This window comes from Pseudomonas sp. TH08 (assembly GCF_016651275.1).
Taxonomy (GTDB): Bacteria; Pseudomonadota; Gammaproteobacteria; order Pseudomonadales; family Pseudomonadaceae; genus Aquipseudomonas.
This window is the reverse complement of sequence record NZ_JAEKEE010000002.1, coordinates 796,290-818,979: the sequence shown is the minus strand read 5'-3', so window position 1 is coordinate 818,979 and position 22,690 is coordinate 796,290. Positions and strand designations below refer to the sequence as shown.

Sequence of the window (22,690 nt, the reverse complement as noted above, 5' to 3'; positions counted from 1 at the left end):
CACGATGGCCCTACTGCAGATCGCCGAACCCGGCCAAAGTCCTCAACCGCACCAGCGTCGTCTGGCTGTGGGGATCGACTTGGGCACTACCAATTCGCTGGTCGCTGCGTTGCGCAGTGGTCTTTCCGAGCCGCTGGCCGACGCTGACGGGCAGGTTATCCTGCCGTCCGCCGTGCGTTACCACGCCGATCGCGTCGAAGTCGGCGAATCGGCCAAACTGGCCGCCGCCTCCGATCCTTTGAACACTGTGCTGTCGGTCAAGCGCTTGATGGGTCGTGGTCTGTCCGACGTCAAGCAATTGGGCGAGCAACTGCCGTACCGCTTTGTCGGTGGCGAATCGCACATGCCGTTCATCGACACTGTGCAGGGCCCGAAGAGCCCGGTCGAGGTCTCCGCCGATATCCTCAAAGTGCTGCGTCAGCGCGCTGAAGCGACCCTGGGTGGCGAATTGGTTGGCGCGGTAATCACCGTTCCGGCGTATTTCGATGATGCTCAGCGTCAGGCCACCAAGGATGCGGCGAAGCTCGCCGGTCTGAATGTGTTGCGTCTGCTCAACGAGCCGACCGCTGCGGCCGTGGCTTACGGTCTGGATCAGCATGCCGAAGGCCTGGTCGCGATTTATGACCTGGGCGGCGGCACCTTCGATATTTCCATTCTGCGTCTGACTGGCGGCGTTTTCGAAGTCTTGGCTACTGGCGGCGACAGCGCGCTGGGCGGCGATGACTTCGATCACGCGATTGCCGGCTGGATCATCGAGAGCGCGGGCCTTTCCGCCGATCTCGATCCGGGCGCACAACGCAATCTGCTGCAAACCGCTTGCGCGGCCAAAGAAGCCCTGACCGACGCGGCCAGCGTTGAAGTCGCCTATGGCGACTGGCACGCGCCGCTGACGCGTGAAGCCTTCGATGCGCTGATCGAGCCAATGGTTGCCCGCAGCCTGAAAGCCTGCCGCCGCGCCGTGCGCGATTCCGGCATTGAGCTGGATGACGTGCACGCTGTGGTCATGGTCGGTGGTTCGACCCGTGTGCCGCGTGTTCGCGAAGCTGTTGCCGAAGCCTTCGGTCGTCAGCCTTTGACCGAAATCGATCCGGATCAAGTGGTGGCCATCGGCGCTGCGATCCAGGCCGATACGCTGGCTGGCAACAAGCGCGATGGCGGCGAATTGCTGTTGCTCGACGTCATTCCGCTGTCTTTGGGGCTGGAAACCATGGGCGGCCTGATGGAGAAGGTGATTCCACGCAACACCACCATCCCCGTCGCTCGTGCACAAGATTTCACTACGTATAAAGACGGCCAGTCGGCCATGGCGATTCACGTGCTGCAAGGCGAGCGTGAATTGATCACTGACTGCCGCTCGCTGGCACGCTTCGAATTGCGCGGCATCCCGGCGATGGTGGCGGGCGCGGCGAAAATTCGCGTGACCTTCCAGGTCGATGCCGACGGTCTGCTCAGCGTTTCCGCCCGTGAACTGGGCTCGGGCGTTGAAGCGAGCATTCAGGTCAAGCCGTCCTACGGTTTGACCGACGGCGAAATCGCCAAGATGCTGAAAGATTCGTTCCAGCACGCCAACGACGACAAGGTCGCCCGCGTTCTGCGCGAGCAGCAAGTCGATGCGCAGCGCCTGATCGAGGCGGTGCAGGGCGCTCTGGAGGTTGATGGCGAGCGTTTGCTCGACGCCGAAGAGCGCATGGTCATCGACCTGCAATTGCAGGAACTGGCCGAACTGATGAAAGGTACTGATGGTTACGCCATCGAGCAGCAGACCAAACGTCTGTCGCAAGTGACCGATGCTTTTGCTGCCCGCCGCATGGATCTGACGGTGAAAGCCGCTCTGTCGGGGCGCAATCTGAATGAAATCGAGGATATCTGATGCCGCAGGTCATTTTTCTGCCCCACGAGAAGTTCTGCCCTGAAGGCATGGTGGTCGAGGCTGCGCCCGGCACATCGATTCTCGAACTGGCCCACGAGCACCACATCGAGATGGAAAGCGCCTGTGGCGGCGTGTGTGCTTGCACCACCTGCCACTGCATCATCCGCGAGGGTTTCGACTCGATGGAAGAGGCCGACGAGCTGGAAGAAGACTTCCTCGATCGTGCCTGGGGTCTGGAGGCGCAATCGCGTCTGGCTTGCCAGGCCATCGTTGGCGAAGAAGACATCACCGTCGAAATTCCGAAATATTCGCTTAACCATGCGGCTGAAGCGCCGCACTGACTGGTAAGACTGTCATGAGCTACGGTTGGAATGATGTTCAACGTATTGCAGAAGAACTGGCCGAGGCCCATGCCGGTGTCGACCCGTATTCTGTAGGTTTTGTCCGTCTGAAAGAGATGATCCAGGATCTGCCCGAGTTTGATAGCACTTCTGGCCGTGTCGGCGAGAAAGTGCTTGAAGCGGTTCAGGAGCTTTGGGCCAAAGAATTGGACTGATCGTCTCGCAGGTTAGGCAATACCCAAGAACCCGCGTATAATTCGCGGGTTTAATTTTTCGCAAATTACCGTTTCTGGAGTTACACCATGGCTGTTCAACGTACTTTCTCCATCATCAAGCCTGACGCTGTTGCAAAAAACGTCATCGGCGAGATCACCACTCGTTTCGAAAAAGCAGGCCTGCGCGTTGTAGCTTCGAAACTGAAGCAACTGTCCAAAGCTGAAGCTGAAGGCTTCTACGCTGAGCACAGCGCTCGTGGTTTCTTCGGCGACCTGGTTGCTTTCATGATCTCCGGTCCTGTTGTTGTTCAGGTTCTGGAAGGCGAAAACGCTATCGCTCTGAACCGTGAGCTGATGGGCGCTACCAACCCTAAAGAAGCTGCTGCCGGCACCATCCGCGCTGACTTCGCTGATTCCATCGACGCCAACGCTGTTCACGGTTCGGACTCCGAAGCCGCAGCTGCTCGTGAAATCTCGTACTTCTTCGCAGCTACTGAAGTAACCACTCGCTAAGCATTGGCTTAAGAGTGAAGGTGAATCCATGACTACATCGACTGTAAAAACCAACCTGCTGGGTCTGACTCAACAGGAAATGGAAAAATTCTTCGACTCAATCGGGGAGAAGCGTTTCCGTGCCGGTCAGGTAATGAAATGGATTCACCACTTTGGTGTCGATGATTTCGACGCCATGACGAACGTCAGCAAGGCCTTGCGCGACAAGCTCAAGGTTATTGCTGAAGTCCGTGGTCCGGAAGTGGTCAGCGAGGACATCTCCACCGACGGCACCCGTAAGTGGGTGGTGCGCGTGGCGTCCGGCAGCTGCGTCGAGACCGTGTACATTCCCCAGGGCAAACGCGGCACTCTGTGCGTTTCGTCCCAGGCAGGCTGTGCCCTGGATTGCAGTTTCTGCTCCACCGGCAAGCAAGGCTTCAATAGCAACCTCACCGCCGCCGAAGTCATCGGCCAGGTGTGGATTGCCAACAAATCTTTCGGCAGCGTCCCGGCAACCGTCGACCGTGCCATCACCAACGTGGTGATGATGGGCATGGGTGAGCCGCTGCTGAACTTCGACAACGTCGTCGCCGCCATGCATCTGATGATGGATGACCTCGGCTACGGGATCTCCAAGCGCCGCGTGACCTTGTCCACTTCGGGCGTGGTGCCGATGATCGATGAGCTGGCCAAGCACATCGACGTTTCCCTGGCGTTGTCGCTGCACGCACCGAATGACGCATTGCGTAACCAATTGGTGCCGATCAACAAGAAATATCCGCTTAAGATGCTGCTCGAGTCGTGCCAGCGCTACATGTCGTCCCTGGGCGAAAAGCGTGTGCTGACCATCGAGTACACTTTGCTCAAAGACATCAACGACAAGGTTGAACACGCCGTCGAGATGGTCGAGCTGCTGAAGAACATTCCGTGCAAGATCAACCTGATTCCGTTCAACCCGTTCCCGCACTCCGGGTACGAGCGTCCGAGCAACAACGCGATCCGTCGTTTCCAGGATCAGTTGCATCAGGCCGGTTTCAACGTCACTGTCCGCACCACCCGTGGTGAAGACATCGACGCCGCGTGTGGTCAATTGGTAGGGCAGGTGCTGGATCGCACCCGTCGCAGCGAACGTTACATCGCCGTGCGTGAGTTGGGCGCCGACAGCGATCTGGCACAGAACGCCGCGAACACTAACTAAGAGAGGATCTCTATGTCCCTGCGCTTTGCGCTGCTGTTGCTGTTGGCCAGCCTGTGTGCTGGTTGTGTCCTGTCGGGTGACTACAACCCGATGAAGACCAGCAAGGGCCGCGATGAAGCGCGGGCTGCCTACGTGCAGTTGGGGCTGGGGTACTTGCAGCAGGGCATGACCGAGCGGGCCAAGGTGCCGCTGAAGAAAGCGCTGGAGCTGGACAGCTCGGATCCTGACGCCAACGCTGCGCTCGGGCTGGTGTTTCAGGCCGAAATGGAGCCTGCACTGGCTGACGAGCATTTCCGCAAGGCTTTGTCCTCCCGTCCCGGCGATGCCCGCACGCTCAACAATTACGGCAGTTTTCTCTACGAAGAACAGCGTTACAAGGAAGCCTACGAGCGTTTTGAACAGGCCGCGGCCGATACCCTGTATCCTGAGCGTTCGCGTGTGTTCGAGAACCTTGGCATGACGGCGGCGAAGCTTGGTCAGCGTGATCTGGCGCAGCAGCAGCTGGAAAAAGCACTGCGTTTGAACCGTCAACAACCGCGCGCGTTGCTGGAAATGGCTGAGTTGTCCTTCGAAGACAGGCATTATGTGCCCGCACGTGACTATTACGACCGATTCAGCCTGCTGACCGAACAAAATGCACGTAGTCTATTGCTCGGCGTTCGGCTGGCAAAAGTGTTTGAAGATCGCGACAAGGCCGCCAGTTATGGCCTGCAATTAAAACGACTCTATCCCGGTACGCCGGAATATCAGCAATACCTGTCGGAGCAATGATGAAAGCGGCGCATCCCGAAGTTGTAGCAGCGAATCGCGTTAACCCCGGTGAGACCTTGCGCCAGGCCCGCGAAAGCAATGGCTGGTCGCTGGCCGAAGTGGCCCTCAAGCTCAACCTCACCGTGACTTCCCTGAGCAATCTTGAAGCCGGCGCTTTCGACAAGCTGCCGGGGCATACCTTCGCTCGCGGTTACATTCGCGCCTATGCCAAATTGCTCGGCATGGACCAGACGGTTCTGGTTCAGCAATTCGACCAGTCCACCGGCACCGATTCCCAGGGCAGCAACGTTCACGCCTTGGGTCGTATCGAAGAGCCTGTGCGGGTTTCCCATACCATTTTGCGTATTGTCAGCCTGCTGTTGCTGATCGCGGTCATCGGCGGCGGTTTCGTCTGGTGGCAGGATCAGACGTCGCTGCGGACCAAGGATCTGGCTTCTTTGGCCCCTGAGCACGTTGAAGTCGAAGGCGCTGACGGTACCACTCAGATTCACCCGATTGATGAGCCTGAAGATCAGGCGGTCGCCGAAGGTCAGACCCAGGGTTCGACTGCACTGGCATTGCCTCAGTCCGAAACCAGCGCTGAATCGACCGGTGCCGAAGGCGCTGCTCCGGCCACCGAGCCAGCAGCACCTGTCGCTCCGGCAGCCACTGCGGTTGCACCGGTTCATACGCCTGCGCCCGTGGTTGCCACACCAGCTACTCCGGCCCCGACCGTTCCGAGCACACCGGCAGCGACGGTCACGGCGCCAGTGGCACCGGCTGTTTCCGCAGCGGCTGCTGCACCGGTTGCGGCGGTCGCCGGTCAAGGTCAGGTGTCGGTGCAGTTCGTTGCCGATTGCTGGACCCAAGTCAGCGACGGCAGCGGTAAAGTGTTGTTCAGTGGCCTCAAGCGCAAGGGCGACAGCTTGTCTGTTGCCGGCAAGCCACCATTTGCCGTGCGTCTGGGCTACGCCCGTGGCGCGCAGGTCAGCTACAACGGCCAACCGGTCGATGTCGCTCCGTTCACCAGTGGCGAGACTGCTCGCCTGAAGTTGGGTCAATAAGTCATGCACGGCGAATCTCCAATCAAACGTCGCGTTTCGCGCAAGATCTGGGTCGGCAACGTACCGGTGGGCGGCGATGCGCCGATCGCTGTGCAGAGCATGACCAACAGCGACACCAATGACGTTGCCGCCACTGTTGCGCAAATCAATCGTCTGGAAGCCGCTGGCGTCGACATCGTCCGCGTTTCGGTACCGGACATGGACGCCGCCGAGGCGTTTGGCAAGATCAAGCAACTGGTCAAGGTGCCATTGGTTGCCGACATCCATTTCGACTACAAGATCGCTTTGCGCGTGGCCGAACTGGGCGTGGACTGCCTGCGCATCAACCCGGGCAACATCGGTCGTGAAGACCGCGTGCGCGCCGTGGTCGATGCTGCCCGTGACCGCGGGATCCCGATCCGCATCGGCGTCAACGCCGGCTCGCTGGAAAAAGACCTGCAAAAGAAATACGGCGAGCCGACCCCGGCCGCACTGGTCGAATCCGCTTTGCGTCACGTTGAGCATCTTGAACGCCTGAATTTTCAGGACTTCAAGGTCAGCGTGAAAGCCTCCGACGTGTTCATGGCCGTCGAAGCCTACCGCTTGCTGGCGAAAGAAATCGTCCAGCCGCTGCACCTGGGCATCACCGAAGCCGGTGGATTGCGTTCGGGCACGGTGAAATCCGCCGTGGGCCTAGGTATGCTGCTCGCCGAAGGGATTGGCGATACTATCCGCATCTCGCTGGCGGCCGACCCGGTCGAGGAAGTGAAGGTCGGTTACGACATTCTCAAGTCTTTGCATCTGCGTTCCCGTGGCATCAACTTCATCGCCTGCCCGAGCTGCTCGCGGCAGAACTTCGATGTGGTGAAAACCATGAACGAGCTGGAAGGGCGCCTTGAAGACCTGCTGGTGCCGCTGGATGTCGCGGTGATCGGTTGTGTGGTCAACGGCCCCGGCGAAGCCAAGGAAGCCCATATCGGCTTGACCGGCGGTACGCCAAACCTGATTTACATCGACGGCAAGCCGTCGCAGAAACTGACGAATGACAATCTGGTGGACGAGCTCGAAAGGCTGATCCGCCAGAAAGCGGCCGAAAAGGTCGAAGCTGACGCTGCCGTAATTGCGCGCGGCTGAGCCTGACTGAAGCGCCGAACGAATTTAAGGATTTAAAGTGAGCAAGTCTCTGCAAGCCATTCGTGGCATGAATGACATCCTGCCCGAACAGACCCCGCTGTGGCGTTATTTCGAGAGCACTGTGGCGCGTCTGCTGGATAACTACGGTTACAAGCAGATCCGTATGCCGATCGTCGAGTTCACCGAGCTGTTCAAGCGCTCGATCGGCGAAGTGACCGACATCGTCGAAAAAGAAATGTACACCTTCGAGGACCGCAACGGCGACTCCCTGACCTTGCGTCCGGAAGGCACTGCGGCGTGTGTGCGTGCTGTGCTCGAACATGGCATCACCGGCGGTGGCCAGGTCCAGAAGCTCTGGTACATCGGTCCGATGTTCCGTCACGAGCGTCCGCAGAAAGGTCGTTATCGCCAGTTCCACCAGATCGGTCTGGAGGTGTTCAACCTCGACGGTCCGGACATCGATGCCGAGCTGATCATCATGACCTGGCGTCTGTGGGGCGAGCTGGGCATTCGTGATGCGGTCAAACTCGAACTGAACAGCCTGGGTACCAGCGAGTCCCGTGGTCGTTATCGTGAAGCGCTGGTCGAGTATCTCTCGGCGCACCACGACAAACTCGACGAGGACAGCCAGCGCCGTCTGAAAACCAACCCGCTGCGCGTGCTCGACACCAAAAATGCCGACACTCAAGCGGTGCTGGTCGATGCGCCGAAGATGGCTGACTACCTTGATGACGAATCCCGCGCTCACTTTGAAGGTTTGAAATCGCGCCTGGATGCCGTTGGCATTCCTTACGTGCTCAACCCGAAGCTGGTGCGTGGTCTCGATTACTACAGCAAAACCGTTTTCGAATGGGTCACCGACAAACTCGGTGCCCAGGGCACTGTCTGCGCGGGCGGTCGTTACGACGGTCTGGTCGAGCAGATGGGCGGCAAGCCGACCAGCGGTGTTGGTTTCGCCATGGGCATCGAGCGTCTGGTCCTGATGCTCGAAACCCTCGAGCAGATCCCCGAAGAGATCTCCCGTCAGGTCGACGTCTACCTCTGCGCCTTCGGTGAAGAGGCCGAACTGGCCGGTCTGGCTCTGGCTGAGCGTGTTCGTGATCAACTTCCAAACCTGCGTCTGCAAGTCAATGCCGGCGCCGGCAGTTTCAAAAGCCAGTTCAAGAAAGCCGACAAGAGCGGTGCGTTGTACGCACTGATCCTGGGTGACGACGAAATGGCCCAGCAAGTGGTAGGTTTCAAACCCCTGCGTGGCCAGGGCGAACAACAAAGCATTGCCTGGGATGCGCTCGCCGCTCACCTGGCCACCTGCGTCGTGCAGGGTTGAAGCTGTCTTAACAGCCGATTTAGCGATTAAGGAGTATTGGGGTGTCGAGTACCGAAGACGAACAGTTGGCGGATTTGAAGGACTGGTGGACACGCAACGGCAAACCTCTGGTCACCGGCGGCCTGTTGGCACTGGTTATCGTGTTCGGCTGGCAGGCTTATCACAAATACCAGAGCAACCAGTCGCAAGGCGCCTCGGTGCTCTATCAGCAACTGCTGGAAACCACGCTGACGCCTGACGGCAAGCCTGATGCGGCGCGCGTTGCGGATCTGGCCGGCAAGCTCAACAGCGAATTCGGCGGTACTGCCTACGCGCAGTACGGCAGTCTGTTCGTGGCCAAGGTTGCTGTCGATAGCGGCAAGCTGGATGACGCCGCGACCGAGCTCAAAGCCATTGTCGACAAACCGGCCAACCCGGCGCTGGGCGAAATCGCCCGTCAGCGTCTGGCGCAGGTGCTCGGCGCGCAGAACAAGGCCGATGACGCCCTGAAACTGCTCGACGGCGACGCCGACAAAGCGTTCCTGGCCACTCGCGAAGAACTCAAGGGCGACCTGCTGGTACAGCTGGGCCGCACCGATGACGCGAACAAGGCGTATCAAAAAGCCAAGGCGGCACTGTCGGATGAAGCGGCGGTCGGTGGCCTTCAAATCAAGCTCGACGACCTGGCCAAAGGGGATGCGTGACGTGATCCGTTGGAAGCATGCAGCATTGCTGGCTCTGGCCCTTCTGGCCGCGGGTTGCAGCAGCAACAGCAAAAAAGAATTGCCACCGGCCGAACTGACCGACTTCAAAGAAGAAGTGGTTCTGCACAAGCAGTGGAGTCGTTCGATCGGTGACGGTCAGGGCGAAACCTACAACATGCTGGTACCGGCAGTTGACGGTGACACCATCTACGCTGCCGACGTCACGGGCATCGTGATGGCCATGGATCGCAGCAATGGCGACGTGAAGTGGAAAAAAGATCTTGAACTGCCTGTCTCCGGCGCCGTTGGCGTAGGTTACGGTCTGGTTCTGGTTGGCACGCTGCAAGGCGAAGTCGTTGCTCTGGACACCGTCAACGGTGAAGAGAAGTGGCGTGCTCGCGTGACCAGCGAAGTCCTCGCGCCGCCGGCCAACAACGGCGACGTGGTGGTGGTGCAGACTCAGGACGATCGTCTGATCGGTCTGGATGCCTCCACCGGTAGCCAGCGCTGGGTGTATGACAGCACTCCGGCCGTTCTGACGCTGCGTGGCACCAGTGCTCCGCTGGTCACCAACCGCCTTGCGGTGGCTGGCCTGTCGACCGGTAAAGTAGTCGCTCTGGACATTTCCAACGGCGTGCCGGTTTGGGAACAACGCATTGCGATTCCACAGGGTCGTTCGGAACTGGAGCGCGTTGTCGACATCGACGGCGGTCTGCTGCTGTCCGGCGGTACGCTGTACGTTGCCAGCTATCAGGGTCGCGTAGCGGCACTCGATCTGGAAAGCGGTCGTCAACTCTGGCAGCGCGATGCGTCGAGCTATGCCGGTATTGCCCAGGGTTTTGGCAGCGTTTATGTGAGCCTGTCTTCGGGCACCGTTGAAGGCGTCGACGAACGTTCCACCACAGCCTTGTGGAGCAACGATTCGCTGGCTCGCCGTCAACTGTCGGCTCCGGAAGTGTTCTCCAGCTATGTTGCAGTGGGTGACCTGGAAGGTTATCTGCACCTGCTGAGTCAGGTTGACGGTCGTTTCGTCGGCCGTGAGCGCATCGACAGCGACGGCCTGCGTGCCCGTCCGCTGGTGGTGGGTGACACGATTTATGTATATGGCAACAGTGGCAAACTGGAAGCCCTGACCATCAAGTAACAACTATGCTTGGGGATAATCCCCAAGCGGCCTTGTATTTACAGGGCTTGCAGCACCCATGGGTGTTGCCCCGAGCACCAGCCGCTGCCTCGCAGCGGCTTTTGTATTTTCTGAAATAACGAAGTGGAGAGCCGCATGGTTCCCGTAATCGCCCTGGTGGGCCGACCGAACGTCGGCAAGTCCACCTTGTTCAACCGCCTGACCAGGACTCGCGACGCCATCGTCGGCGACTTGTCCGGTCTGACCCGTGATCGCCAGTACGGTGAGGCCAAGTGGCAAGGGCGTTCCTACATTCTGGTCGACACCGGTGGTATCTCCGGTGACGAGCACGGTATGGACGAAAAAATGGCCGAGCAGTCGCTGCTGGCCATTGAAGAAGCAGATGTTGTGCTGTTCCTGGTAGATGCCAAGGCCGGTTTCACCGCCGCCGACCAGATGATCGCCGAACACCTGCGCAAACGTAACAAGTGCTCCTACGTGGTGGCCAACAAGGTCGACAATATCGACCCGGAAATGGCCCGCGCTGAATTCGCTCCGCTGGGCATGGGCCACGCGATTCCGATCGCCGGTGCTCACGGCCGTGGCATCACACAGATGCTGGAAATCGCTCTGGGTGAATTCCCGCGGGACGAAGAAGAGCCGGAAGACGGCGAAGAAGAGATTGTTGCTGAAGGCGAGGAAGCCAAGCGCATTCCTGGCCCAAGCGAAAAAGACGGGATCAAGATTGCCATCATCGGCCGTCCGAACGTCGGCAAGTCGACTCTGGTCAACCGTATGCTCGGTGAAGACCGGGTTATCGTCTATGACCAGCCGGGCACCACGCGCGACAGTATCTACATCCCGTTCGAACGGAATGAAGAGAAGTACACGCTGATCGACACCGCCGGTGTGCGCAAGCGCGGCAAGATCCACGAAGAAGTCGAAAAGTTCTCCGTGGTCAAAACCCTGCAGGCGATCAAAGACGCCAACGTGGTGATCTTCGTGATGGACGCCCGCGAAGGCGTGGTCGATCACGACCTCAACCTGCTGGGCTTCGCCATCGAGTCGGGCCGTGCGCTGGTCATCGCGATCAACAAGTGGGACGGCATGACGCCGAGCGAGCGCGACTTCGTGAAGGTCGAGCTGCAGCGTCGTCTGTTCTTCGTTGATTACGCCGACATCCACTTCATCTCGGCACTGCACGGTACTGGCGTGGGCAACCTCTACGCCTCGGTACAGAACTCGTTCAAGTCGGCGGTCACCCGCTGGCCGACCAACCGTCTGACCCAGATTCTCGAAGACGCCGTTGGCGAGCACGCGCCTCCGATGGTCAACAACCGCCGGATCAAGCTGCGTTACGCCCACTTGGGTGGTGCGAACCCGCCGATCATCGTGATCCACGGTAACCAGATCGAGAAAGTGCCGAAGTCGTATGTGCGCTATCTGGAGAACACTTACCGCCGTGTGCTGAAGCTGGTCGGTACGCCGATCCGCATCGAGTTCAAGGGCGGCGACAACCCGTTCGAAGGCAAAAAAACCACGCTGACAGACCGCCAGGTCAACAAGAAGCGTCGTTTGATGTCGCACCACAAGAAAGCCGACAAGAAGCGCCGTGACAAGAAGTGATTCATCACTTCATGTAGGAACTGCCGCAGGCTGCGATCTTTTGATTTTGCTTTAAAGACAAGATCAAAAGATCGCAGCCTGCGGCAGCTCTACAGGGGCGGCAATAAGAAGGGTGCCAGTGGGCGCCCTTTTTTTATGGGCGCCGTATGGGCTATTCTCGGTCTCTCCCGAGCCGTCGTCAGAGCCGGGTGTTGAGCAGGGAACCCCCGATGATCACCAGTAAGCTGCCGAATGTCGGCATCACTATTTTCACGCAGATGTCTCAGCTCGCGGCGCAGACCGGAGCCATCAACCTGTCCCAGGGTTTTCCTGATTTCGACGGCCCGCAATCGCTGCGCGACGCGGTAGGTCGGCATATTGCCAGCGGGCATAACCAATATTCGCCGATGACCGGTTTGCCGGCGCTACGTCAGCAGATTGCCGCGAAGATCGCCCGCAGCTACGGCGTCAACGTCGATGCTGATAACGAAGTGACGGTCACGCCGGGCGCGACTCAGGCGATCTTCTGTGCGATTCAGGCGGTTATTCACAGCGGCGACGAAGTCATCGTGTTCGATCCGTGCTACGACAGCTACGAACCGGCGACGGAGTTGGCGGGCGGTCGTTGTGTGCATGTGCAGTTGAACCCGGACGACTTCTCCATCGATTTCGAGCAGCTCGCCGCGGCGCTGAGCCCGCGCACGAAAATGATCGTCATCAATACCCCGCACAACCCGAGCGGCGCACTGATCAGTCGTGCGGAACTCGATCAACTGGCAGCGCTTATCCGCGATCGTGACATTTACCTGATCAGTGACGAAGTCTACGAACACCTGGTGTTCGACGGCGTGCCCCATGTCAGCGTGCTCGCCCACGAAGAGCTGTATCAACGTGCGTTCGTGGTCAGCTCGTTCGGCAAGACCTACCACGTCACTGGCTGGAAGACCGGCTACGTCGTCGCACCGCCTGCGCTGACTGCCGAGCTGCGCAAAGTCCATCAGTACGTCAGTTTCTGCGGCGTCACCCCGCTGCAGTACGCTTTGGCTGATTACATGGCCGAGCATCCCGAACACGTTGAAGAGCTGCCGGGTTTCTATCAGGCCAAGCGCGATCTGTTCTGCGATCTGCTGACGCCGTCGCGATTCACCTTCAGTCGAGTCACCGGCACCTATTTCCAACTGGTCGACTACTCGCAGATTCGTCCTGACTTGAATGACGTCGAGATGGCCATGTGGATGACCCGTGAGCACGGCGTGGCGAGCATTCCCGTGTCTGTCTTCTATCAGAACCCACCCGCAAGCCAGCGCCTGGTGCGTCTGTGCTTCGCCAAACGCGAGGAAACGCTGCGAGAAGCGGCGGCAAAACTATGCGTGATTTGAGTGCGTTACCCGATCTCAACCTGGCGCTGATCCAGACCAGTCTGGCCTGGCATGACCGCCAGGCTAACTTCGAGCATTTTGAAATGCTGTTGGAACAGGCACGCGGCGCGGATCTGATCATCCTGCCGGAGATGTTCACCACCGGTTTCTCCATGGAGTCGGAAACGCTTGCCGAGGCCGAAAACGGCCCCACCAGCAAATGGCTGCGTGTTCAGGCGGCGAAACTCAATGCGGTGATCACCGGCAGCGTGATCATCCAGGCCGCCGACGGCAGCCACCGCAATCGCTTGCTGTGGGCGCGGCCCGACGGTGAAGTGTTGCATTACGACAAGCGCCACTTGTTTCGCATGGCCGGCGAACACAATCATTACACCCCCGGCGAACGTCAGGTGCAGTTCGAGCTCAAGGGGTGGCGCATTCGTCCACTGATCTGCTACGACCTGCGCTTCCCGGTGTGGAGTCGCGATGCGCAGGACACCGATCTGTTGCTGTACACCGCCAACTGGCCCGGCGCCCGCCGTCTGCACTGGAACCGGCTGTTGCCGGCGCGCGCCATCGAAAACCTCTGCTACGTGGCGGCGGTGAATCGTGTCGGCACCGACGGCAAAGGTTTTGCCTACACAGGCGACAGCCAGGTGCTGGATTTTCAGGGTGAAACCTTGCTCGCGGCGGGGGAGGCGGACGGCGTGTTCAAGGCTGTTCTGGAGGCTGCACCGCTGGCCGCTTATCGCGAGCGCTTCCCGGCAAACCTCGACGCGGATAATTTCGAGTTCACCTGATATTGATGGGATGGCGGGCAGGCCGCTTTCGCGAGCAGGCTCGCTCCCACATTTGGAACGCGATCTCCTGTGGGAGCGAGCCTGCTCGCGAAGGGGGCTTTGAAATCGGTAAAAAACCATCAGGCAAAAAAAGGCCCCGAAGTTCGCACTTCGGGGCCTTTCGCGTTTCAGCGAACGCTTAAGCCGCTTTCGCCTCAGGCTGGCTCAACGATCGGTTCAGCGCGCTGAACAGTGCCTTGAAGCTGGCCGTGGTGATGTTTTCGTCGATGCCCACGCCGTGCACTGCACGCTCGCCGTTCACACGCAGCTCGATGTAGGCCGCCGCTTTGGCATTGGTGCCCGCGCCGATCGCGTGTTCGTTGTAGTCCATGATTTCCACCGGAACCGGCAGACCGGCCACCAGTGCTTCCAGCGCACCGTTGCCCTTGCCGCGCCAGTGCAGGTTGGTTTCGCCCTGACCCTGGCTCGCCACTTCCACTTCGACGTTGCTGTTGCCGTTCTCTTCCTGCAGGCGATGGCTGACCAGCGCGTACGGGGTGTTGGCTTGCAGGTATTCGCTGATCAACAGCGAGTGAATCTGCTTGGCGGTCATCTCCAGGCCGAGGCGGTCGGTTTCACGCTGCACGACCTGGCTGAACTCGATCTGCATGCGACGTGGCAAGCTGATGCCGTATTCCTGCTCCAGCAAGTAAGCGATGCCGCCCTTGCCCGACTGGCTGTTGACGCGGATCACCGCCTCGTAGCTGCGACCGATATCGGCCGGGTCGATCGGCAAGTACGGCACTTCCCAAAGAGCGTCCGGTTTCTGCTGAGAGAAGCCTTTGCGGATGGCATCCTGGTGCGAGCCGGAGAACGCGGTGTGCACCAAGTCGCCAACGTACGGGTGACGCGGGTGAACCTGAATCTGGTTGCACTCTTCGACGACTTTGCGCACGCCGTCGATGTCGGAGAAGTCCAGTTGAGGGTCGAGACCCTGGGTGTACATGTTCAGGGCAACGGTGACGAGGTCGACGTTGCCGGTACGCTCGCCGTTGCCGAACAGGCAGCCTTCGACGCGATCGGCACCAGCCATCAGGCCCAGCTCGGTGGCAGCGACGCCAGTGCCACGGTCGTTGTGCGTGTGCAGGCTGATGATCACGCTGTCACGACGATTGATGTTGCGGCCGAACCACTCGATCTGGTCGGCGTAGATGTTCGGCGTTGCGCATTCAACGGTGGCCGGCAGGTTGAGGATCATCTTGTGCTCAGGCGTCGGGTTCCACACCTCGATTACCGCGTCACAGACTTCCTTGGCGAACTCCAGCTCAGTGGCGCTGAAGGTTTCCGGCGAGTATTCGAAGGTCCACTCGGTGTCCGGCTGCATCGCGGCGTATTTGACGAACAGCTTGGCCGCGTTGACGGCGATGGCCTTGATGCCGTCCTTGTCTTGGTTGAAGACGATGCGACGGAAAGACGGCGAGGTCGCGTTGTACAAGTGAACGATGGCTTTCTTCGCGCCGCGCAGGGATTCGAAGGTGCGCTCGATCAGGTCTTCACGGCCCTGGGTCAGCACCTGAATAGTGGTGTCGTCCGGGATGTGGCCTTCCTCGATGAGGGTACGCACGAAGTCGAAGTCAGTTTGCGAAGCGGCCGGGAACGACGCTTCGATTTCCTTCACGCCGACCTGCACCAGCGTTTTCCAGAAGCGCAGCTTTTTCACCGCGTCCATCGGCTCGATCAGCGACTGGTTGCCGTCACGCAGGTCGGAGCTGCACCAGATCGGCGCGGCGTCGATGGTTTTCGACGGCCAGGTACGATCCGGCAGGTTGATGACGGGGAACGCGCGGTATTTCGAAGACGGATCTTTGAGCATGCTCATCGGGAAATTCCTTATTGTCTGGGCCGAAAAGAGGCGGCCTGCCGGTGTGACGAATGTTCTTGGAAAAGCGTAGGACGAGGCGTAGCGATTCAGCCTGGCAGTCGTGCGCTGACGAGGCACAGGCTGCGGTGCTGGCGAAGCTGAATGAGGGTGTGAGAGGTTTTCATGCCCTCAACCCTAACCGCGAGGGGAAAGGATGGCAAGCAGTCGAAAAAAATTGAGAGGAATACTCGAAAAGCAGGTTTTTTCGCGATTTTATTGTGCCTAAGCCGGCGGATCTTTTTGATTTTTGCGTGAGCGTTGATTAGGGCGCAATTGAGGTTTGCGGGAATTCAGTGAGTATTGGTGTGTTGCGTAAGCCGCTTTCGCGAGCAGGCTCGCTCCCACTCTGGATCTTAATCACAACCCAGATCCCCTGTGGGAGCGAGCCTGCTCGCGAAGAGGCCGGTCGCCTCACTACATATTCAAGGCTGAAACGCACCAATGAAAATCGCCGGATCCACCCGCGCATCGTTCAGGCTGATGTTCCAGTGCATGTGCGGCCCGGTAGCCCGGCCAGTCGCCCCGACTTTGCCCACCACCGCACCACGCGCCAATTGATCGCCGACCTTCACGTCGATTTTCGACATGTGGCAGAACATGCTGATAAAGCCCTGACCATGGTCGACAAACACGGTGTTGCCGTTAAAGAAATAGTTGCCGGTAAGAATCACCTTGCCCGCTGCCGGCGTCTTGATCGGCGTGCCCGCCGGCACCGCAAAATCGAGACCCGCATGCGGATTGCGCTCTTCACCATTAAAGAAGCGACGCACACCAAACTTGCTCGACAACGGCCCGTTCACCGGTTTGTCCAAGAGCAGATTGCTCGGCGTGTTCGGGCTGAAGCTGCGGTAAGCCTTGATCTGCTCGGCCAGTTCACCTTCGATGCGTTTAAGGTTTGACTGATCCGGATTGACCTGCTGTTTGTTCTTCAGGGTGATGCGCTGCTCCGGGTACTTCTTGCTGCCCACGGTGAACGGCAAATTGCGCCCGCCACTGCTGATCTGTTGCGCGCCAGGCTTGACCGTCAGCGGCACACCGACAATCGCCAGCCAGTTGTTCTGTTCTTTCACCACCAGTACCGGTTTGCCCTGATACGTGGCTTTCGGCGCTTGTGCAGCAGCGCCGAGGTCAACCACGGCGACGCCGCCCGGCACCGGTTTGTTCAGCAGCCGGGTGATGTAACTGTCGGCGTGGGCGTTGAAGGTCAGACACAGTAAAAACAATGAAGCCAGAAAACGCGGCATGGATCAGTCCAGTAAAGAAAGAGTGACAGGCGTCAGGTGGTTGTCCTCGACGCGCACTTGCAGTTCGCCTTCGCCGAGCTTGGCCTTCAGACGCTGACCGGTGTGAGTCTGTGCGGCGTTGCGAATCGCATGGCCGCGCTCGTCGAGCAGGATGCTGTAACCACGGCCGAGGGTCGCCAAGGGGCTGACCACATGCAGCGTCTGCATCTGGCTGTGCAATTGCAGACGACGGTTTTTCAGGCCTTCGCGCATGGCGCGGGGCAGGCGTTCGGCGAGGCTGTCGAGACGTTGGCGCAGCATCGCCAGTTGCCGTCCCGGATGTTGCCCGGCAAGGCGTGTTTCCAGGCGAATCAGGCGTTCGCGGCGCGTGTTCAGATGACGCTCGAAGGCGCGGCGCATGCGCATGTCCAGATCATCCAGGCGCTGTGCCTGCTGGCGCAGACGTTCACCGGGATGACGCAGACGTCGGGCCATGCCTTCAAGGCGCAGGCGATCACGCATCAAGCGGTCGCGCATGCGCATCACCAAACGGCGATGCAGGCTTTCGACCTGGCGGATCAAATGGCTGGAGTCGGGGGCGAGCAACTCGGCGGCGGCGGAGGGCGTCGGTGCGCGAACGTCGGCGACAAAGTCGCTGATCGACACATCGGTTTCATGGCCGACAGCGCTGACAATTGGCGTCACACAGGCATCGACTGCGCGGGCCACGGCCTCTTCGTTGAAGCACCAGAGGTCTTCCAGCGAGCCGCCGCCACGGGCGAGGATCAACGCATCAAAGCCGCGGGCATCAGCCATTTTCAGGGCGCGGACGATTTGTGCCGTGGCTTCGCGACCCTGCACGGCAGTCGGAATCAACGTCAGTTGAACCTGCGGCGCACGGCGGCGGAACACGCTGATGATGTCGCGAATCACCGCACCGGTCGGCGAGCTGATGATGCCGATGCGCTGCGGATGCGCCGGCAGCGGCACTTTGCGTTCGGCGCTGAACAGGCCTTCAGCACTGAGCTTTTCCTTCAGCGCATCGAAAGCCAGCCGCAGTGCGCCGTCACCGACAGGCTCCACGGTGTCGAGAATCAACTGATAGTCGCCACGGCCTTCAAACAGCGAGACCTTGCCGCGGACCTTGACCGCCAGACCGTCCTTCAGCGCCTGTCGAACGCGCGCGGCGTTCTGCCGGAACAATGCGCAACGCACCTGCGCACCGCTGTCCTTGAGGGTGAAGTAGATGTGGCCGGACGCTGGGCGAGCGAGGTTGGAGATTTCGCCTTCGACCCAGATGTTGCTGAACACGTCTTCGAGCAACACCCGCGCGCGGCCGTTGAGCTGGCTGACGGTCAGGACTTCACGGTCCAGGCCAAGTCTTGCAAAGGGATCTTTAATCATGGGCGCAGTTTAAAGGCATTCCCCCAATCAATGCACGATCCCCTGTAGGAGCTGCCGCAGGCTGCGATCTTTTGATCTTGTTTTTTAGAATCAAAAGATCGCAGCCTGCGGCAGCTCCTACACGGGATTGGTGAAAGTCTGGATGAAGTGTTGGATAAGTGGTGTCGGGTTTTGACGGTAGGCGAGGGCGACGGTGCTGTGGCAGTCGGCGTCGGCCAGCGGCAGGAATCGTACGCCGGGCGGGGCGAGGTCCTGCATCGATTCCGGCAGCAGGGCGATGCCGAATCCGGCCTGAATCAACTGCAATTGCGTGGTCTTGCGCGACATCACCCGTGCCGCTTTCGGGAAAAAGCCCTGACGCATGCACAGGTCGGCGCATAAATAACTGAGGCCGCCGCGCTGTGGATGCGGGATGGAAATGAACGCCTCGTCCTTGAGTTGTGCAAGATCGACCGAGTGCGCTGATGCAAATTGATGATCGGCCGGAACCGCCAGCAGTAAGCGCTCAGTAAACAGCGGCACAATCTGAATACCTTCGCGCTGACGCAGTACGGGCAGGCGCAGCAAGCCAATATCGAGGCGCCCCTCGGCCAGATCCTCAAGCTGCGCCTCCGAAGACAGTTTGCCGATGTCCAGCGACACGCCTTGTTGCTGATCGAGGTAGCGACTGATGTCACGCAGCAGACGCCCACTGATCGGTACGGTGCTCGAATGACTCAGGCGCAATGTTCCGAGTTGGCCGTTGCCGACCTCAGTGGCCATGGCGCTGGCCTTGCTCAGCTCGTTGAGCAGATTCCTCGCGCGCGGCAAAAATGCTTCGCCCGCCGCAGTGAGTCGAGGCTGGCGCGCGGTGCGTTCGAACAGCGGGGTTTGCAGTCGCGTTTCCATGTCTTTGACCTGTCGGCTCAATGCCGATTGAGCGATGAACAGGCGCTCGGCAGCGGCACTGAAACTGCCGCACTCGGCGATTTCCACGAAGTAACGCAGTTGGCGGGTTGAAAGCACGAGGTATGCCTTTTCGAGATGGGTGGTCGGCTTTGAAGATATTAGTCGCAACCCTCGGCGCTGGCTAAAGTCATCTCAGGTCAATAAAGGATGCGTGGCGATGAGTGTGCTGGGGCTGTTGAGTGAATGGGCGTGGGGCGTCGAGGGCTGGGCGGTTATCGGCCTGGCCATCGCACTGGCCTATATCGTGTTCGGCATCGCCGGATTTGGCACGGCGCTGGTAGCGGGACCGATTCTGATTGTGTTTATGCCGTTGTCGAAAATCGTGCCGTTGCTGGTGTTGCTGGATTTCGTTGCGGCGTTCGGCAATCTGCTGCCGTCGCGCAAGGACGTGGCCAAACCCGAATTGCTGCGGCTGCTGCCGTGCATGGCGGTGGGTTGTACGTTGGGGGTGATCTTCCTGCTCAACCTCAAATCCGATCTGTTGTTGCTGCTGATGGGGCTGTTCATCAGCGCTTATGCGGTTTACAGCCTGTGGGTCAAAGCGCGGCCGGCACAATTGTCAGCGGCGTGGGCGGTGCCGATGGGCACGATCGGCGGGCTGTTCGGGGCGCTGTTTGGCAGTGGCGGCTTTTTATATGCGATCTATCTCAACAGCCGTTTGCCGAAAGACGCGGCGCGGGCCACGCAAAGTGCACTGATCAGTTGCAGCACGGTGGTGCGTTTGAGCCTGTTTGCCATCGCCGGTGTGTATGCCGAGCTACCCTTGTTGATGTTGGCGCTGTGTCTGTTGCCGGCCATGGCGCTGGGGCTGTGGATTGGGCGGCGGTTGACCATGCGCTTGTCGCGCGAGGCGTTTGTGCGGCTGGTGACGTGGCTGGTGTTGGCGAGCGGAATTGCCCTGATCCTGCGCTATTTCAGCACTTGACCGGATTTTGTCAGGGATTAAGCTGCCGGCCGCCATTCCCTGTAGGAGTGAGCCTGCTCGCGATAGCGTTGTGTCAGCGAATATTGATGTGTCTGACCCACCGCTATCGCGAGCAGGCGAAGGCCTACAAGGGATAATCTCTGTATTTGCAACAGGCTGTACCCATGAATTCGCAAAGCATCATCGTGCCGAAAATTTCCACGCTGCCGGTCCACGAACCCCGGGCCCGGGCAATCGTGCGCTGGCTGGTGCGCAAGAACATCATCAAAGAAGAGCTGACGACCTGTGGCCGTACTGGCAACCGCATGGCTTACGCGATTGCCGATGGTGCGCGTGCCGTGGTGCTGCATCCACAGGCGTTGCCATTCGGTGAGCCAATCAATGGGCTAGAGATCGTCACCAAACGCTGCATCTACACCCCGGCCAAGGGCTTTCTCGAAGAAGCCGGTTGCGCCGAGTGTCGGCGGGAAGTCGGTGAAGCGCTATTCGACAGCCTCGAAGACTGGATGCCAGGGCGCACCGACAATTTCACCTGTCCCGAATGCGGGCATGAAGACGACATCAACGGTTTTCTGTATTTGCAGGAATGCGCATTCTCCAACCTTGGTTTCATCTTCAATAACTGGCTGGAGGCTGGCTTCAAGCAAAGCTTTATCGATGAGTTTGCTGATTGGCTCGATCAACCTGTCTCTTGGGTCAAGGTGGAGCTGTAGGGCCGGGGATCCCCGTACATCAGCAACATTGATATTAAGCTGAGTTTTACATTGAACAGCAGGGGGTGTCTGACTATAATGGCGCGCTTCCATTTTCCCGCTCGGGAGCCCCCGCGATGCTGCGTATCAGCCAAGAAGCTTTGACCTTCGACGACATTCTCCTAGTGCCCGGTTATTCCGAGGTGCTTCCTAACGAAGTCAGTCTGAAAACCCGCCTTACCCGTGGCATCGAGCTGAACATTCCTCTGGTTTCTGCCGCCATGGACACCGTCACTGAAGCCCGTCTGGCAATCGCCATGGCTCAGGAAGGTGGCATCGGCATTATCCACAAGAACATGACCATCGAGCAGCAAGCTGCCGAAGTTCGCAAGGTCAAGAAGTTCGAAGCCGGCGTCGTCAAGGATCCGATCACCATCGAAGCCGATGCTACCGTGCGTGATCTGTTCGAACTGACCCGCATGCACAACATTTCCGGCGTACCGGTACTGCACGATGGCGACCTGGTTGGCATCGTCACTTCCCGTGACGTGCGTTTCGAAACCCGTCTGGACGCCACCGTACGTGAAGTGATGACGCCTAAAGAGCGTCTGGTCACCGTACGCGAAGGCGCCAACAAGAACGAAGTCCGCGAGCTGCTGCACAAGCACCGTCTGGAAAAAGTTCTGATCGTCGACGACAAGTTTGCCCTCAAAGGCATGATGACCGTCAAAGACATCGAAAAAGCCAAAGCCTACCCGCTGGCCAGCAAGGATGACCAAGGTCGTCTGCGCGTTGGCGCTGCTGTCGGCACCGGTAAAGACACCGGTGATCGCGTAGCTGCGTTGGTCAATGCCGGTGTCGACGTGGTGGTGGTCGACACCGCTCACGGTCACTCCAAAGGCGTGATCGACCGCGTTCGCTGGGTCAAGCAGAACTTCCCTGATGTGCAGGTGATCGGCGGCAACATCGCCACCGGCGCCGCCGCCAAGGCTCTGGCCGAAGCGGGCGCTGACGCAGTCAAGGTCGGTATCGGCCCTGGCTCGATCTGCACCACGCGTATCGTCGCCGGTGTCGGCGTTCCGCAAATCAGTGCCATCGCCAACGTTGCTGCTGCCCTTGAAGGCACCGGCGTACCGTTGATCGCCGACGGCGGCATCCGTTTCTCCGGTGACCTGTCCAAGGCCATCGTAGCCGGTGCATCCTGCGTGATGATGGGCTCGATGTTCGCCGGTACTGAAGAAGCGCCAGGCGAGATCGAACTGTTCCAGGGCCGTTCGTACAAGGCTTATCGCGGCATGGGTTCGCTGGGCGCCATGTCCCAGGCTCAAGGTTCTTCCGACCGTTACTTCCAGGACTCCTCGGCCGGCGCCGAGAAACTCGTTCCGGAAGGCATCGAAGGCCGTGTGCCTTACAAAGGCACCCTGAGCGCGATCATTCACCAACTGATGGGCGGTCTGCGTTCCTCGATGGGTTACACCGGCAGCGCCGACATCGAAGAAATGCGCACCAAGCCTGAATTCGTGCGGATCACCGGTGCTGGCATGGCCGAATCCCACGTTCACGACGTGCAGATCACCAAAGAAGCGCCGAACTACCGCGTAGGTTGATGCTTCAAGCAAATCGTTAAGCAACCGGGGCTGTTTTATTCAGCCCCGAGTT

At 59.4% G+C, this 22,690-nt stretch carries 21 protein-coding genes; 17 read left to right on the top strand and 4 right to left on the bottom strand.

Annotated features, from left to right (window positions below; genetic code table 11):
• Positions 1-4 precede the first annotated feature (4 nt).
• From hscA to JFT91_RS13245, 14 genes are all read left to right on the top strand, one after another.
• On the top strand, positions 5-1,870 hold the full coding sequence (gene hscA, locus JFT91_RS13310; protein WP_201232621.1) for a Fe-S protein assembly chaperone HscA: 1,866 nt from the start codon (positions 5-7) through the stop codon (positions 1,868-1,870).
• Positions 1,870-2,211 (top strand): ISC system 2Fe-2S type ferredoxin, encoded by a 342-nt coding sequence (gene fdx / locus JFT91_RS13305; protein WP_007916885.1) that lies wholly within the window; start codon positions 1,870-1,872, stop codon positions 2,209-2,211. Before hscA ends, fdx begins: the two co-directional genes overlap by 1 nt.
• A gap of 14 nt (positions 2,212-2,225) precedes the next feature.
• On the top strand, positions 2,226-2,426 hold the full coding sequence (gene iscX / locus JFT91_RS13300) for a Fe-S cluster assembly protein IscX (RefSeq protein WP_201228399.1): 201 nt from the start codon (positions 2,226-2,228) through the stop codon (positions 2,424-2,426).
• A gap of 87 nt (positions 2,427-2,513) precedes the next feature.
• Positions 2,514-2,939 (top strand): nucleoside-diphosphate kinase, encoded by a 426-nt coding sequence (gene ndk, locus JFT91_RS13295; RefSeq protein WP_007916882.1) that lies wholly within the window; start codon positions 2,514-2,516, stop codon positions 2,937-2,939.
• A 28-nt stretch (positions 2,940-2,967) separates the two neighbouring features.
• A complete protein-coding gene (gene rlmN, locus JFT91_RS13290; RefSeq protein ID WP_201232620.1) occupies positions 2,968-4,116 on the top strand; it encodes a dual-specificity RNA methyltransferase RlmN in 1,149 nt (382 codons plus the stop codon).
• 12 nt (positions 4,117-4,128) lie between these two features.
• Complete coding sequence (gene pilW, locus JFT91_RS13285; protein WP_201148413.1) at positions 4,129-4,887, top strand: type IV pilus biogenesis/stability protein PilW; 759 nt, start codon at positions 4,129-4,131, stop codon at positions 4,885-4,887.
• Positions 4,887-5,930: a RodZ domain-containing protein gene (locus JFT91_RS13280; protein ID WP_201232619.1), complete on the top strand. Its 1,044-nt coding sequence runs from the start codon at positions 4,887-4,889 to the stop codon at positions 5,928-5,930. Before pilW ends, JFT91_RS13280 begins: the two co-directional genes overlap by 1 nt.
• 3 nt (positions 5,931-5,933) lie before the next feature.
• Complete coding sequence (ispG, locus tag JFT91_RS13275; RefSeq protein ID WP_201148415.1) at positions 5,934-7,043, top strand: flavodoxin-dependent (E)-4-hydroxy-3-methylbut-2-enyl-diphosphate synthase; 1,110 nt, start codon at positions 5,934-5,936, stop codon at positions 7,041-7,043.
• Between the two features lie 37 nt (positions 7,044-7,080).
• Positions 7,081-8,370 (top strand): histidine--tRNA ligase, encoded by a 1,290-nt coding sequence (gene hisS / locus JFT91_RS13270; RefSeq protein WP_201148416.1) that lies wholly within the window; start codon positions 7,081-7,083, stop codon positions 8,368-8,370.
• Between the two features lie 41 nt (positions 8,371-8,411).
• Positions 8,412-9,053, top strand: a complete 642-nt coding sequence (locus JFT91_RS13265) for a tetratricopeptide repeat protein (protein ID WP_201228397.1) — start codon at positions 8,412-8,414, stop codon at positions 9,051-9,053.
• A complete protein-coding gene (gene bamB / locus JFT91_RS13260; RefSeq protein ID WP_201228396.1) occupies positions 9,046-10,197 on the top strand; it encodes an outer membrane protein assembly factor BamB in 1,152 nt (383 codons plus the stop codon). The genes JFT91_RS13265 and bamB overlap by 8 nt, the downstream gene beginning before the upstream one ends.
• 135 nt (positions 10,198-10,332) lie before the next feature.
• A complete protein-coding gene (gene der / locus JFT91_RS13255; RefSeq protein ID WP_201228395.1) occupies positions 10,333-11,802 on the top strand; it encodes a ribosome biogenesis GTPase Der in 1,470 nt (489 codons plus the stop codon).
• A 209-nt stretch (positions 11,803-12,011) separates the two neighbouring features.
• Complete coding sequence (locus JFT91_RS13250) at positions 12,012-13,160, top strand: pyridoxal phosphate-dependent aminotransferase (RefSeq protein WP_201232618.1); 1,149 nt, start codon at positions 12,012-12,014, stop codon at positions 13,158-13,160.
• A complete protein-coding gene (locus JFT91_RS13245; protein ID WP_201228393.1) occupies positions 13,148-13,939 on the top strand; it encodes an amidohydrolase in 792 nt (263 codons plus the stop codon). Before JFT91_RS13250 ends, JFT91_RS13245 begins: the two co-directional genes overlap by 13 nt.
• Positions 13,940-14,117: 178 nt before the next feature.
• Here JFT91_RS13245 and leuA read toward each other — a convergent pair whose 3' ends face one another.
• The 4 genes from leuA to JFT91_RS13225 form a co-directional block, all read right to left on the bottom strand.
• The gene (gene leuA, locus JFT91_RS13240) at positions 14,118-15,797 is read right to left on the bottom strand and encodes a 2-isopropylmalate synthase (protein WP_201228392.1); all 1,680 of its coding nucleotides are present in this window, start codon (positions 15,795-15,797) and stop codon (positions 14,118-14,120) included.
• 464 nt (positions 15,798-16,261) lie between these two features.
• Positions 16,262-17,083, bottom strand: a complete 822-nt coding sequence (locus JFT91_RS13235) for a M23 family metallopeptidase (RefSeq protein WP_201228391.1) — start codon at positions 17,081-17,083, stop codon at positions 16,262-16,264.
• 3 nt (positions 17,084-17,086) lie between these two features.
• Entirely contained in the window at positions 17,087-18,466 is a 1,380-nt protein-coding gene (gene xseA, locus JFT91_RS13230; RefSeq protein ID WP_201232617.1) for an exodeoxyribonuclease VII large subunit, read from the bottom strand.
• 117 nt (positions 18,467-18,583) lie between these two features.
• Positions 18,584-19,471, bottom strand: a complete 888-nt coding sequence (locus JFT91_RS13225) for a LysR substrate-binding domain-containing protein (protein ID WP_201232616.1) — start codon at positions 19,469-19,471, stop codon at positions 18,584-18,586.
• 100 nt (positions 19,472-19,571) lie between these two features.
• Between JFT91_RS13225 and JFT91_RS13220 the strand changes: the two genes are divergently transcribed.
• From JFT91_RS13220 to guaB, 3 genes are all read left to right on the top strand, one after another.
• Positions 19,572-20,339, top strand: coding sequence for a sulfite exporter TauE/SafE family protein (locus JFT91_RS13220; RefSeq protein WP_201232615.1), 768 nt, complete (start codon positions 19,572-19,574; stop codon positions 20,337-20,339).
• A 164-nt stretch (positions 20,340-20,503) separates the two neighbouring features.
• The gene (locus tag JFT91_RS13215; protein WP_201228387.1) at positions 20,504-21,052 is read left to right on the top strand and encodes a sugar ABC transporter ATPase; all 549 of its coding nucleotides are present in this window, start codon (positions 20,504-20,506) and stop codon (positions 21,050-21,052) included.
• A 116-nt stretch (positions 21,053-21,168) separates the two neighbouring features.
• Positions 21,169-22,638 (top strand): IMP dehydrogenase, encoded by a 1,470-nt coding sequence (gene guaB, locus JFT91_RS13210; RefSeq protein ID WP_201228386.1) that lies wholly within the window; start codon positions 21,169-21,171, stop codon positions 22,636-22,638.
• Positions 22,639-22,690: the final 52 nt, after the last annotated feature.

Bases quoted from the DNA above. Each gene is read 5' to 3' on its own strand.
- hscA (WP_201232621.1), top strand. From the start codon at position 5: ATGGCCCTACTGCAGATCGCCGAACCCGGCCAAAGTCCTCAACCGCAC.
- fdx (WP_007916885.1), top strand. From the start codon at position 1,870: ATGCCGCAGGTCATTTTTCTGCCCCACGAGAAGTTCTGCCCTGAAGGC.
- iscX (WP_201228399.1), top strand. From the start codon at position 2,226: ATGAGCTACGGTTGGAATGATGTTCAACGTATTGCAGAAGAACTGGCC.
- ndk (WP_007916882.1), top strand. From the start codon at position 2,514: ATGGCTGTTCAACGTACTTTCTCCATCATCAAGCCTGACGCTGTTGCA.
- rlmN (WP_201232620.1), top strand. From the start codon at position 2,968: ATGACTACATCGACTGTAAAAACCAACCTGCTGGGTCTGACTCAACAG.
- pilW (WP_201148413.1), top strand. From the start codon at position 4,129: ATGTCCCTGCGCTTTGCGCTGCTGTTGCTGTTGGCCAGCCTGTGTGCT.
- JFT91_RS13280 (WP_201232619.1), top strand. From the start codon at position 4,887: ATGAAAGCGGCGCATCCCGAAGTTGTAGCAGCGAATCGCGTTAACCCC.
- ispG (WP_201148415.1), top strand. From the start codon at position 5,934: ATGCACGGCGAATCTCCAATCAAACGTCGCGTTTCGCGCAAGATCTGG.
- bamB (WP_201228396.1), top strand. From the start codon at position 9,046: ATGCGTGACGTGATCCGTTGGAAGCATGCAGCATTGCTGGCTCTGGCC.
- der (WP_201228395.1), top strand. From the start codon at position 10,333: ATGGTTCCCGTAATCGCCCTGGTGGGCCGACCGAACGTCGGCAAGTCC.
- JFT91_RS13250 (WP_201232618.1), top strand. From the start codon at position 12,012: ATGATCACCAGTAAGCTGCCGAATGTCGGCATCACTATTTTCACGCAG.
- JFT91_RS13245 (WP_201228393.1), top strand. From the start codon at position 13,148: ATGCGTGATTTGAGTGCGTTACCCGATCTCAACCTGGCGCTGATCCAG.
- leuA (WP_201228392.1), bottom strand. From the start codon at position 15,797: ATGAGCATGCTCAAAGATCCGTCTTCGAAATACCGCGCGTTCCCCGTC.
- JFT91_RS13235 (WP_201228391.1), bottom strand. From the start codon at position 17,083: ATGCCGCGTTTTCTGGCTTCATTGTTTTTACTGTGTCTGACCTTCAAC.
- xseA (WP_201232617.1), bottom strand. From the start codon at position 18,466: ATGATTAAAGATCCCTTTGCAAGACTTGGCCTGGACCGTGAAGTCCTG.
- JFT91_RS13220 (WP_201232615.1), top strand. From the start codon at position 19,572: ATGAGTGTGCTGGGGCTGTTGAGTGAATGGGCGTGGGGCGTCGAGGGC.
- JFT91_RS13215 (WP_201228387.1), top strand. From the start codon at position 20,504: ATGAATTCGCAAAGCATCATCGTGCCGAAAATTTCCACGCTGCCGGTC.
- guaB (WP_201228386.1), top strand. From the start codon at position 21,169: ATGCTGCGTATCAGCCAAGAAGCTTTGACCTTCGACGACATTCTCCTA.